The following is a 12,496-nucleotide window of genomic DNA, read 5'->3' on the forward strand; positions in this document are numbered from 1 at the left end:
TCTGCAGAAACGCACAAACCCGCTGAACATAAATGGCTATTCCATATCCTCGCTAAAACTATAAATATCTACATATGAAACTTGATTTTATGAAATTCGATTTAAATCAGATTTTAACAACAACAATGGTACTTTTTGCCATTATTGATATTTTAGGTTCCATCCCGGTAATTATTGAATTACGCCGAAAGGCAGGCCATATCGAATCTGAAAAAGCTTCGTTGGTTGCCGCAGGCTTAATGATTTTATTCCTTTTTCTAGGTGAATCTATGCTTAAAGTAATCGGACTTGATGTAGAATCGTTTGCGATTGCCGGTTCATTTGTAATTTTCTTTATCGCAATGGAAATGGTTTTAGGTTTAACCATTTTTAAAGAGGAAGCACCTGAAACCGTATCGATTGTTCCCCTTGCATTTCCGCTAATTGCAGGCGCTGGAACCATGACAACCTTACTATCTTTAAAAACTGAATATCAAACTCAAAACATTCTGGTTGGAATACTACTGAATATTCTTTTCGTATATTTTGTATTGAAGAACACCAATCGCTTAGAGAAACTATTTGGCAAATCAGGCTTAAATATCTTGCGCAAAGCTTTCGGGGTTATTTTATTGGCAATTGCAATTAAATTATTTAGAAATAATACTGGGTTATAATGTCGAATTGTAACAAAAAATAAGTATATTTATCTAAAGAGAAAGGCTAAAAAATGAACGGCTTTGAAGAATATACGTTAATCATTGGTGTACTTTCAATAATTGTTGAAGTAATAAAATACATCAGGAAAAGTCTTAAATCTAAGATAGAGCATTCTTAGGCAATTAAATCTATTGCCCTTTATACAAACTTTTAATTCTGATCATTTTTAATCAGCCTTGCGACAAACATCGTATCTGCTTTATTTTCATAACCTTTAATTAGCTCCATCGACTCCAATCTCAGCGGTAAATTATCTGTAATATATTTAACAACTTCTTCATTTTCTGCTGAGAATGCAGAACAAGTAATATATATAAGTGGTTTATCTGATTTCAAATATTTAACAACATTCGTTACAATCGCTTTTTGCATTGAAGCAAATTGGGCAATTTTCTTGGCATCGAAAAAAGTTAGCATTTCCGGTGTTCTACCCCATGTTCCTGAACCAGTGCAAGGCGCATCAAGAATAATTCCATCAAAAGCGTAATGATGCAATATCTGATCATTATTCTTAAGTAAATCCAGTTCTTTTTTATGGTATTTTCTAATTCCTGCAAGCGCAAAACGTTCATCAAGATTGGTTAAAATACTTTCTCTTAAATCTGTTACCAGCAAATCTAAAACTGGCTCCAAGCTATGCAACAACAAGGTTTTTCCACCCGATGCTGCGCAGCAATCCCACCATTTATCCCACTTTTGTGGTTTAAAATACGAACCTGTATGTTGAGAGGATAAATCCTGAACCTGGTACTTCCCTTCGCTAAGCACAGTTTCTAATTTAGTACCATTCGCTAAGGCAATTGCAGTATCTGAGATGGCTTCAAAATTGACATCCGCCGCATTAAGTTGATTGTTAACTTGCCCAAAATCTTCTTGTTTTACCCGGATAAATAAATCAGGCTGAATAAAAAAAGAAGCGTTAAAATCTTTTTCATTAATACTTTCTGATAAACTATCATTAAATGGGTAAACGTCAGCAATATCAAAGTCGGGAAATTGAACGCTTACTAAAGCCAATTTTTTATCCAAAGGTTCTGTAATCAAATCCACCAGATTAGGCAAATTCTTTTCTACAATTAAACTCAACGTATTATGACAAACAAAATCGGAAATGCTTAATCTCAATTCATTGTTTAAGTTCGTCAAAGCCTTTCCCAATCTAAAAAAGCTATATAAATGCCTGGTTGCCCATCTCCTGTCTGATGAGCCCATCTGTTTATTTTGCTTAAAATAAGTTGGTAAAAATCGATGCAATGGCATTGAACCATCGTATGCATTTAAAATTTGTTCAAAAGCCTTAATCTGATGCTCTACTCTCATGCAACTATTTAATTGGAAATCTATTCAACAACATCTAAAGCAAAGTTTTTATAACGCAACAACATTAAACTGGTATTGATGTAACCATTTTGGGTATCGTGAATAAAAGAGAAATTGTTATGCAAACCCTTGTATTTTTCTTTAGTTAAGTATTCCAGGTAATCTTCTCCATAATTTGAAAGCAGTTTACTGAAATAATAACCAATATCAAATCCTTTAAATGCATATTCGCCGGGCTCAAAGCCATATTTAGCCCTGTATCTTTTGATGAAGTTAATCACATTCGAACTTTTATAATCAATTTTATAAGAAGAACTAATGATGGTATTCATGTTCTGCAATTTATCTGTCGGGTAATTTTGCTTACTCCAAAGCGGCTGACCAAAAAGATTGATCGCATAACCGCCACCAGGCAGATTTTTAAGCTTATATAATTTTTCAATTGTCGGCAATACGAAAGCACGGTCCGAAGAAGTAACAACAACAGCATATTGCTTACCCTTAATCATTTTGGTTTCAAAGGCAAAAGCAGATGCATATTCTTGAACAACAAACTTGTTTCCTTGTAAAGTCTGGAAATAATTACGAATTGGAGCTGCAAAAGCTTCATCTTCCGTTTTTTTAGTATTGATGATAACCACAATCGTATTTGCAGGATTTGAGTTTTTGCTGATGTAAGTCGCAATTTTCTTAGCGTGTAAATCGATATTATTTACAACAGATATCAGGTTTGGGTTGTTAAAATCTGATGGCTGAGAAGCCGCTAAAGGCGAAACAATATTAACATTATTAAGCTTTGAGTAATTGGTAATGTATTTTATTCCCTCCGGAAAAACAGGACCAACAACTAGATTGCTTTTTCTAAACTGCTCATTTTTAAAAATTGTGCCGATGTGTGCATTATCATCCTGCGTATCGTAAACACCAAGGTTAAAGTTTAATCCAGATGACGCTATAGAATCTACGCCCATTTTAAAACCCTGATAAAAATCAATCGGCATGGCGTACTTTTCTACATCAGCCTTGCTCATTGATTTTAACTTAACATTATCAAGATTAAAAGGAACAAGCAATGAAATATTTGCAGTAGAAAGTTTTTTTATGGTCTTTTTTTCAGGCGTTTTTTCCTGGTCTGTCTTTTTTTCTGCCTCCGTTTTTGTCGATCGTATTTTTGGAGAACACGATGCCAGTACAGCGACAAAACAGACCAACAAGCAATACCTAAATTTTAAAACCATAATTATATTTTAACAAAATATGCCAGCAAAGCTTATTCCACCTTGCTAGCATAATATACATTTAATTCAGTTTAAACTGAACACTCGAATCGAATACTTGTTTTCAGTACATCAAAATGATTGAGATTAACCGATCACTATTAACTGACAACTAGCCGCTGACAACTAACTACTAAATTCTATTCCCACTCAATAGTTGCAGGCGGTTTCGAACTAATATCATAAACAACCCTGTTGATGCCTTTTACTTTATTAATGATTTCGTTAGAAATTTTAGCCAAAACCGGATACGGTAAATGGCACCAATCAGCCGTCATACCATCAACAGATTCTACCGCACGAAGCGCAATTACATTTTCATAAGTACGCTCGTCGCCCATTACACCAACAGACTGCACAGGCAAGAAAATTGAACCCGCTTGCCAGATTTTATCATATAATCCAGCTGCTTTTAACTCATGCATGTAGATTGCATCTGCTTCTTGTAGTATGGCTACTTTTTCTGCTGTAACTTCACCTAAAATACGGATACCCAAACCTGGTCCTGGGAAAGGATGGCGAGCCAATATTAAATCATCAATACCTAAAGCCTTACCAACTCGGCGAACCTCATCTTTAAACAAAGTTTTCAAGGGCTCAACAACTTTCAATTTCATAAAATCTGGCAAGCCACCTACATTATGGTGTGATTTAATAGTAGCCGAAGGACCGTTAACAGAAATTGATTCAATTACATCAGGATAAATTGTTCCCTGACCTAACCAGTTTACACCCGTAACTTCATGCGCTGCATCATCAAAAACTTCAATAAAAACACGACCAATAGCTTTACGTTTTAATTCTGGGTCGGTTAATCCGGCAAGTTGACTCAAAAAACGGTCTTTAGCATCAATACCTTTAATATTTAAGCCCATATGCTTGTATTGCTCAAGTACCTGACTGTATTCATCCTTACGCAATAAACCATTATCAACAAAAATACAATGTAAGTTTGCGCCAATAGCTTTATGCAATAAAACCGCAGCTACGCTACTATCAACACCGCCAGATAAACCTAAAACAACTTTATCGTTACCTAAGGTTTGCTGTAATTCTGCAATAGTTGTATCGATAAATGCTGCAGAAGTCCAATCTTGGCTACATCCGCAAATATCTACTAAGAAATTTTCTAATAGAACTTTACCATCGATACTGTGCGTAACTTCAGGATGGAATTGAATCGCATAAGTATCAGAATCTTTAATGTGATAAGCGGCAACTTTAACGCTTTCTGTACTTGCAATTAATTCAGCATTTTCTGGCATTTGAGTAATGGTATCACCATGGCTCATCCAAACCTGAGAATCAATGTTTATACCTTTGAATAATTTATTCTCTTGATTTACAAAACTCAAATTTGCACGACCATATTCTCTTGTAGAAGAAGCCTGTACATCGCCACCAGATTGTTGCGCAATGTATTGAGCGCCATAACAAACGGCTAACAACGGAAACTTTAGATGAAACTGGGTTAAATCTACCTGTGGTGCATCTTCCTGACGAACAGAAAAGGGACTTCCAGAGAAGATAACACCTTTTACATCAGTGATATTAATTTCAGGAAGATTATTGAATGGATATATTTCACAGTAAATATTTAGTTCGCGAACTCTACGGGCTATGAGTTGTGTAAACTGCGAACCAAAATCGACGATAATGATTTTTTCTTGCATCCGCAAAGATATGCAAAGAAAGGGAATTGTTAAATTGTTTTTTCCATTTCTCGCCGCTCGTTTTCGTTATCAGTCTGAGCGTAGTCGAAGACCAACAATTAACCAAATAACCAACGAACAAATGACTAATAAGCCATTCAACAATTTAGCAATTCATCAATTAACTAATGGCCAATGAACTAATAACCAATAAGCAATTCAACAATTTAGCAATTTCAACAATTAACTAATGACCAATAAGCAATTCAACAATTTAGCAATTCAAACAATTAACCTATGATTCTATCAACCTCACCTCTACTCCAAACTTCCTTAAAAAATCTACACCTTCATCGCTTGGCAAACCTTTATAGGCGGCATAAGATTTTGAATAATAAACCAGTTTTATTCCGGAAGATAAGATTAACCTTGCACAAGCGATGCAAGGTGATAAAGTAGTGTACAACGTACAACCTTCTATTTTTGAACCATTTTTCGATGCATAAAGAATTGCATTTTCTTCAGCGTGTAAGGCTAGAGAACAACTTCCTTTACTATCTCTTGCACAACCATGTTCTGGCCATTCCTCATCGCAATTGTGCGTACCCGCCGGCGGACCATTATAACCAATAGAAATTATACGGGTATCTTTTGTTAAAACTGCACCAACATGGGCACGTACGCAATGCGAGCGTGAAGCCAGTTCAGTAGCTAGATTCATAAATATCGAATCGAAACTTGGTTTTTCAGTCATGCTTAAAATTAAAAAAGCCACAAAAGCTTACGCTTCTGTGGCTGCAAAAATAGTTTATTATATTTTAATGACCGCCAGAAAGTTTTTTATCAAAACTAATTCCTTGCGACCTTAAAATTCCGCTTACTTTCCAAGCATAGAAAGCTAAATAAGCAAAACAGATAATACCAACAATATAGCTGTATTGAATTCCAGTGAATTCTGAAACTGCACCCTGAAGCCAGCTAATAATACCGCCACCCATAATCATCATAATTAAGAAACTACTACCCTGACTGGTGTGTTTACCTAAGCCACTAACTGCCAAGGTAAAAATACAAGGCCATAATGTACTGCAGAATAAACCAACACTTGTTATCGCGTAAACACTTACCATTCCGGTGGTGAACATTCCAATTAATAAGGCTAAAATTCCAATTGCAGAGAAGATTAATAACATTCTTGCAGGATTACCTTTACTTGCCATATCAGCAATGATTAACACCAAAATAATTAATCCATAAACGTAAAAAGGCGCTAAATCATGGTCGGCAATTGCGTTTACAGCAAGGAAAATTCCAAATGCTAAATAAGGCGCAATAAACCTTAAAACCTTTTGTGTACTAACATTATCCGTAAAAGCTTCAACCGCACCCGTCCATCTACCAATCATCATGCTTGCCCAATAAAGAGAAATGTATGGTGCAATATCATGTAGAGCAAAGCCCAAATCTTTTTCCATGTAAGCAGGTAAGTTACTCGCTGTCGAAACCTCTACACCTACATAAACGAAGATTGCAATCATCCCTAAAACCAACTGAGGGTATTTTAAAGCAGAACCTCCAGAAGAACTTTCTTCAGTTGTAGATTCTACTAATGCTGGTCTATCTGGCAAAGAAGATAATTTTAAGAAAATAGCAACAGCGATGAAAGCTACACCTAAAATAAGGTAAGGAACTTTCACACTTTCAATACTGATATCAGAACTTGCATTCGCAGCCGAACCGAAAATTGCAAAACTTACAATAAGGGGACCGATAGTAGTACCAAAGTTATTAATACCACCCGCTAAAGTTAACCGCTGTGAACCTGTATTAATTGGACCTAGTGCAATTGCTAAAGGATTAGCAACAGTTTGTTGCAGTGAAAAACCCAAGGCTACAATGAATAAACCTGAAAGCATTAGTGGAAATGACCCCGTATTTGCCGCAGGATAAAACAATAAAGTACCAACGGCAGAAATAACCAGGCCTAAAGCCAATGAATTTTTATAACCTAATTTATTAACAATATCTTGTTTCATTAACACAGAAATACCATTATAAATTAATGCTCCAACTGTGTAAGCAATATAAAATGCCAATGAAACCAACTGACTTTCAGCTTGAGATAAATCGAAAGCTTTTTTGAAAACGGGTATTAAAATATCGTTACTGGCGGCTACGAAGCCCCAAAAAAAGAAAACGGTAACTAAGGGTATAAACTGCCCCCACTTCGTTTGTACTTGTTCTTTGCTCATTTTTTAAATTTAGTTTTAGTGGGGCTAAACATAATTAAAAAAAAATTAAAAAACGGCTATTTTGGAACAAGTACCTGTAACAAAATTAAAGTTGATTTGTTAAGCTATAAATTGCATATTCGCATATTCATAAACAACAGAATGCATGTTTGAAGCCATATTGTTAGGTATAGGGGCAGGGATAATTTCATCGTTTTTAACAGGGCCGGTATTTTTTGCAATGATTAAAACCAGTATCGAAAAGGGCTTTAAAGCTGGTTTTTCTTTAGCTGTTGGTGTCATTATAAGTGATGTTATTTTAATTTCCATTGTACTTTTCGGCAGTCAGTTTTTCGATTATAAGGAAGATTTCGATAAATATATTGGTACAATTGGTGGGGCTTTTCTCCTTGCTGTTGGTATATACTACCTGATTTCAAAAATTACTGTTCAGTATGATAATTCAACACTTCAAAAAGTAAGCAAACGTGGCTATGTTTTAAAGGGTTTTTTAATGTGCATCCTTACCCCCTCAACCTTAATGTTTTGGATAATCGTAAGCGGTATTATTTCGGTAAAACTAAATAACATGCTTAACGAAAAGTTAGTTTGCTTTTTTATTGCCATGTCTACGCAACTAGCAATTGATGGCGCAAAAAGTTTTTATTCCAGCAAACTCCGTTATAGAATAAAAGAAGATGCACTTAAAAAATTGAATAAAATTGCCGGAGTTATCATCATCTTCTTCGCCGTTTGGCTGATGTACAAAACTTACATCCAGTTTTACGCATAAAACTTTCACAAACGTAATTTTATACCTTTGATTTCTAGAGAATACTTAAAGTTGCGTTAACGCGAGATACTATGGCGGTTGACGGAAATTATTTGAAGCAATATTTCATTTTTTTTTTGAAGCGCAAAACCTGTGCTAATCAGTTCCGATAATCCCGCCATCGCTTCAAGTCCTCATTTCGCTGCGCTACATTCCGGGCTTTCCACTTTGTCGGGGCTATTTAACTAAAGTATGGCGCCATTAGGAGAGATTTAAAAGCTAAAGGTGCAGAGTAAACTTACGAAGTCTTTTATTGAAGTTGCTTAAAGACTTCGTAAGTTTAGCTTAGCCAATAGTTCTCTGGAATTAATATCGCCAACCAGCTAAGCCCAAGCAACAAATCTCCGTTCTACTTAAATCCGGCCTAATAAATTTTTGGGAATGCATTGTCCAACCCCAACCACGAACTTTGAAACAAAAATTTTAAGCCGGTGTTTTTTGTTTCTTTTTGACATCAAAAAGAAAGAGCCCGTCCGGCCAGGACAAAAAAAACAGTATGAAGTTCAAATAAAGAGGTTACCAACTCTTCAAGATGCGCTTCGCTAACATCCAGAATAGCAAAAATGACGGAAAAGTACCGAAATCGAGGCTACAAAAAAGGGTGAAAACTCTCGTTTTCACCCTTTTAAATTACTTATAAAACTAACTTAATAAGCCCTTTGATTATTCCCTTCTTTCCAATTAATAAAAGCCTTATTTACAACCTTATTACCACCAGGTGTCGGGTAATTACCAGAGAAATACCAATCGCCTTTATTTTTCGGACAAGCCTCATGCAAGTTTTCCAAGCTTTGGTAAATAACCTCAACCTCAGCAACCGTACCTTTTGGTGTAATAATTTGCGCAATTTTAGCCGAAATTTCTTCAGGTGTAAAAGGCTTATAGATTTCTTTTACATGGTTTACAATTTCTTCTTTAGGCAACAACAACGAAGCTTTACATTTTGCGTAAACATCTTCAATAATCTGCCACATACCACGTTCAGTTAGTAATTGTATTGCCGCATCAAAAGCCACAAACTGCCCCATCCTGCTCATATCTATACCATAACAATCCGGATAACGGATTTGAGGAGCCGATGAAACAATAATGATTTTCTTAGGATGTAACCTGTCTACAATTTTGATAATACTTTGCTTTAATGTAGTACCACGTACAATAGAATCATCAAGTGCAACTAAAGTATCTTTATGGTTATTAATAATGCCGTAAGTAGTATCATAAACATGGGCAACCATTTCGCTTCTATCTGCATCTTGCGTAATAAACGTACGAAGCTTTACATCTTTAACTGCAAGTTTTTCAACCCTTGGCGCTAATGATAATAATTCTTCAAGCTGCTCATCTGATAATTCTTCTTTTTTATGTAAGAGAATATCTTTTTGGTGCCTACGAACATATTGCTGAACACCATCTACCATACCAAAAAAGGCAACTTCTGCTGTGTTTGGTATGAAAGAAAACACTGTATTTTTTAAATCGTAATTTACGGCTTGAAGAATTTTGTCACTCAATAAACGACCAAGTTGTTTACGTTCGCGGTAAATTTCTACATCACTACCTTTTGAGAAGTAAATTCGCTCAAAAGAACATGACAATCGCTCAGTAGGTTCACGGAATTGCTCCATGCTTACTTCGCCATTTTTCTTGATAATTAGAGCATGTCCAGGATCAATTTCCTTAACATCTTTAAATTGAATATTAAATGCCGTTTGTAAAGCTGGTCTTTCAGAAGCAGCTACAACAATCTCATCATCATAATAATAATAAGCCGGACGAATACCAGCAGGATCTCTCATGATAAATGAATCGCCATTACCAACCATTCCGCAAATAGAATAACCGCCATCCCAGGTTTTAGCCGAGCGACGAAGAATATTTGCTACATCTAAATTATCAGAAATTTTATGTGTGATGGCTACGTTATCGTGTCCTTCTTTTTTATATTTATCAAAAAGATCTTGGTTTTCATCATCAAGAAAGTGACCGATTTTTTCTAAAACCGTAACCGTATCTGCTTTTTCTTTTGGATGCTGACCTAACTCGTACAATTGCTCTAATAATTCATCAACATTAGTCATGTTGAAATTACCTGCAATAACAAGGTTACGTGTCATCCAGTTGTTTTGCCTTAAAAAAGGATGGCAATTTTCGATACTGTTTTTACCATGCGTACCATAACGCAAATGGCCCAATAACACCTCGCCAATAAAGCTAACGTTGTTTTTGAGCCACTCTGTATCCTGCATTAGTTCGGGTGTATTTTCCTGAATATCAACAAATTTGTTTTGTACATATTCAAAAATATCTGCAACCGCATTCGAAGCCATGCTCCGATATCGGCTGATGTACCTACTGCCTGGTTTCATATCCAGTTTAATGGTTGCTATACCTGCGCCATCCTGGCCTCGGTTATGCTGTTTTTCCATTAAAAGATATAATTTGTTAAGGCCGTAAAGTGCTGTACCGTACTTTTGCTGGTAGTAAGAAAGTGGTTTTAACAGGCGAATAAAAGCGATTCCGCATTCGTGTTTTATCTGATCACTCATTGTGTGGGTTTGAAGCCGCAAAGTTATCCTTTTAAATACTCACAACCTAAACAAAAGTGTTTTCTTTTGTCACAATGGAGTTAATTTGGAACCAGTCTAACTTTTTTCAATCTGCCGTCTCAAATTTACTCACTTTGAATAACCGTCATTCCCGTGCAGGCGGGAATTTTAAAACAAATAATTAGCCCCTCGATTGGTGTTTCAACAACAAAAATACATAGATTTTTGATGCCCTCCATATGAACAAATATCTAAGTTATATAGCATAATAAGCCCACCTACATCGCACCGATATTGCACCCATAAGGCATGATGATTGCATGTAATAGGCATAAACTATGCGAGCATAATGTCTACATCTTGGCGGATTGCAGTTCTTCGCCGAAAAATATCGATGCGTTCTGATTAAATACATCACAATCTCCACTGGTATAAAAAAGGCGTTGTTTCTTTCTACCAAGTTCCTGCTCAATTTCCGGATGCCTGTTTAAATAATCTGCAAGGCTATTCGCAACAATTTCACCTTGTGTTAAAATATTAATATAATCTGGAAAGCTTGTACGCAGTTTAGGCATTAACAAGGGGTAATGCGTGCAGGCCAATAATATGCAATCTATATCAGCAGATTGCGCCATCAAAGCATCCGTATATTCCTCAATAAAAAAATCGGCTCCTGCTTGCAAATGCTCGTTATTTTCAATTAATGGAACCCACATCGGGCAGGCTTGTTGATAAACCTTAACTTCAGGGAAAAACTTATTGATTTCCAGCAAATACGATGCTGAATTTACTGTGCCCCTTGTACCCATAACCCCAACGTTTTTACTTGTTGTGTAATTACCAATTACTTCAGCAGTTGGCCTGATTACACCGAGCACTCGCCTATCGGGATACTTTGAAGGTAAATCTTTTTGCTGGATGCTTCTTAACGCTTTTGCTGATGCCGTATTACAAGCCAAAATAACCAATTTACAACCCTGTGCGAACAACCACTCTACACATTCTAAAGTATAACGGTAAATGGTTTCAAAAGAATGATCGCCGTAAGGTGAACGGGCATTATCACCTAAATAAATATAATCGTAATCCGGCAATTTCTCCGCAATAGAACGGAAAACCGTTAATCCTCCATATCCAGAATCGAAAATACCTATGGGTGATGATTGTAACATAGTTTATTGTTTTATTACTAAATTGTTTCATTGCCAACAATACAGCAATAAAACAATTTAGCCATTTAGTTTTAAATAATCTTAAAAATAAAAAACGGAACTAAGTTAAACTTAATTCCGTTTCATATTTTTTAAATAAGTATGAAGACTTACGGCTTCAAGCTATTGAATTATTTTTTCGGTGCTGCTGGTTTTGCTGCAGTTGCGGTAATGCCTAATTTCGTTTTTACAGCAGCAGTGATATCTTCGCCACCATCCCAGAAAATTAGGTTGTTACCACCTTGACCATTTTCAGTATCAAAAACGTAAGCTAAGCCTTTTTCTTTTGCTACAGCATTTACTGCGTTAGCAACTTTAGTGCTAATTGGTTGCATTAACTCACCTTGTTTAGTACCTAAATCTTGTTGAGCTTTAGTTTGAGTATCACCAATACGTTTTTGTAAATCTTGTAACTCAGTTGCAGCTGCTTGTAATTCTTTATCAACTGTTTCTTTGTTAGCCTCGCTACGAGTTTTTTCTTTAGCTTGTGCTGCAGTTAATTTCGATTGATATTCTTTAATCATCACATCGATTTCAGCTTGCTTAGTTTTACTTAAGTTTTCTAAAGTAGTTTGAGCTGTTTTAGACTCAGGCAAGTTTGCAAATACCTCTCCTGAATTTACGTGACCAATCTTTTGCTGTGCATTTGCCATATTCGCTGTAAACAATAAACCTGCTGCTACAAAGAATACGTTAATTAACTTTCTCATTTCTGTTTTACTTTT

10 protein-coding genes are annotated in these 12,496 nt (G+C 35.8%); 2 read left to right on the plus strand and 8 right to left on the minus strand.

Annotated elements, in window-relative coordinates; all coding sequences use genetic code 11:
* Window positions 1-89 precede the first annotated feature (89 nt).
* Window positions 90-656: a MarC family protein gene (locus R2Q16_RS00210; RefSeq protein ID WP_316735770.1), complete on the plus strand. Its 567-nt coding sequence runs from the start codon at window positions 90-92 to the stop codon at window positions 654-656.
* A gap of 193 nt (window positions 657-849) precedes the next feature.
* On the opposite strand, the gene R2Q16_RS00215 is transcribed toward R2Q16_RS00210, so the two are convergent.
* From R2Q16_RS00215 to R2Q16_RS00235, 5 genes are all read right to left on the minus strand, one after another.
* Window positions 850-2,019 (minus strand): RsmB/NOP family class I SAM-dependent RNA methyltransferase, encoded by a 1,170-nt coding sequence (locus tag R2Q16_RS00215; protein WP_316734439.1) that lies wholly within the window; start codon window positions 2,017-2,019, stop codon window positions 850-852.
* A gap of 20 nt (window positions 2,020-2,039) precedes the next feature.
* Window positions 2,040-3,257 (minus strand): amino acid ABC transporter substrate-binding protein, encoded by a 1,218-nt coding sequence (locus tag R2Q16_RS00220; protein ID WP_316734440.1) that lies wholly within the window; start codon window positions 3,255-3,257, stop codon window positions 2,040-2,042.
* Window positions 3,258-3,436: 179 nt separating this feature from the next.
* Window positions 3,437-4,969, minus strand: coding sequence for a glutamine-hydrolyzing GMP synthase (gene guaA / locus R2Q16_RS00225; RefSeq protein ID WP_316734441.1), 1,533 nt, complete (start codon window positions 4,967-4,969; stop codon window positions 3,437-3,439).
* Between the two features lie 274 nt (window positions 4,970-5,243).
* A complete protein-coding gene (locus R2Q16_RS00230; protein ID WP_316734442.1) occupies window positions 5,244-5,702 on the minus strand; it encodes a dCMP deaminase family protein in 459 nt (152 codons plus the stop codon).
* A gap of 64 nt (window positions 5,703-5,766) precedes the next feature.
* Entirely contained in the window at window positions 5,767-7,200 is a 1,434-nt protein-coding gene (locus R2Q16_RS00235) for an MFS transporter (protein WP_316734443.1), read from the minus strand.
* Between the two features lie 145 nt (window positions 7,201-7,345).
* Between R2Q16_RS00235 and R2Q16_RS00240 the strand changes: the two genes are divergently transcribed.
* Window positions 7,346-7,972: a LysE family translocator gene (locus R2Q16_RS00240; RefSeq protein WP_316734444.1), complete on the plus strand. Its 627-nt coding sequence runs from the start codon at window positions 7,346-7,348 to the stop codon at window positions 7,970-7,972.
* A gap of 686 nt (window positions 7,973-8,658) precedes the next feature.
* On the opposite strand, the gene R2Q16_RS00245 is transcribed toward R2Q16_RS00240, so the two are convergent.
* The 3 genes from R2Q16_RS00245 to R2Q16_RS00255 all read right to left on the minus strand — a co-directional run bounded on the left by R2Q16_RS00245 (window position 8,659) and on the right by R2Q16_RS00255 (window position 12,481).
* The gene (locus R2Q16_RS00245; protein ID WP_316734445.1) at window positions 8,659-10,560 is read right to left on the minus strand and encodes an amidophosphoribosyltransferase; all 1,902 of its coding nucleotides are present in this window, start codon (window positions 10,558-10,560) and stop codon (window positions 8,659-8,661) included.
* A gap of 353 nt (window positions 10,561-10,913) precedes the next feature.
* Window positions 10,914-11,732 carry a glutamate racemase gene (gene murI, locus R2Q16_RS00250; RefSeq protein ID WP_316734446.1) on the minus strand — a complete coding sequence of 273 codons (819 nt, stop codon included), beginning with the start codon at window positions 11,730-11,732 and terminating at the stop codon, window positions 10,914-10,916.
* Between the two features lie 170 nt (window positions 11,733-11,902).
* Window positions 11,903-12,481, minus strand: coding sequence for an OmpH family outer membrane protein (locus tag R2Q16_RS00255; RefSeq protein WP_316734447.1), 579 nt, complete (start codon window positions 12,479-12,481; stop codon window positions 11,903-11,905).
* Window positions 12,482-12,496 lie beyond the last annotated feature (15 nt).

This window comes from Pedobacter aquatilis (assembly GCF_032678425.1).
Lineage (GTDB): Bacteria > Bacteroidota > Bacteroidia > Sphingobacteriales > Sphingobacteriaceae > Pedobacter > Pedobacter aquatilis_B.

Bases quoted from the DNA above. Each gene is read 5' to 3' on its own strand.
- R2Q16_RS00210 (WP_316735770.1), top strand. From the start codon at position 90: ATGAAATTCGATTTAAATCAGATTTTAACAACAACAATGGTACTTTTT.
- R2Q16_RS00215 (WP_316734439.1), bottom strand. From the start codon at position 2,019: ATGAGAGTAGAGCATCAGATTAAGGCTTTTGAACAAATTTTAAATGCA.
- R2Q16_RS00220 (WP_316734440.1), bottom strand. From the start codon at position 3,257: ATGGTTTTAAAATTTAGGTATTGCTTGTTGGTCTGTTTTGTCGCTGTA.
- guaA (WP_316734441.1), bottom strand. From the start codon at position 4,969: ATGCAAGAAAAAATCATTATCGTCGATTTTGGTTCGCAGTTTACACAA.
- R2Q16_RS00230 (WP_316734442.1), bottom strand. From the start codon at position 5,702: ATGACTGAAAAACCAAGTTTCGATTCGATATTTATGAATCTAGCTACT.
- R2Q16_RS00235 (WP_316734443.1), bottom strand. From the start codon at position 7,200: ATGAGCAAAGAACAAGTACAAACGAAGTGGGGGCAGTTTATACCCTTA.
- R2Q16_RS00240 (WP_316734444.1), top strand. From the start codon at position 7,346: ATGTTTGAAGCCATATTGTTAGGTATAGGGGCAGGGATAATTTCATCG.
- R2Q16_RS00245 (WP_316734445.1), bottom strand. From the start codon at position 10,560: ATGAGTGATCAGATAAAACACGAATGCGGAATCGCTTTTATTCGCCTG.
- murI (WP_316734446.1), bottom strand. From the start codon at position 11,732: ATGTTACAATCATCACCCATAGGTATTTTCGATTCTGGATATGGAGGA.
- R2Q16_RS00255 (WP_316734447.1), bottom strand. From the start codon at position 12,481: ATGAGAAAGTTAATTAACGTATTCTTTGTAGCAGCAGGTTTATTGTTT.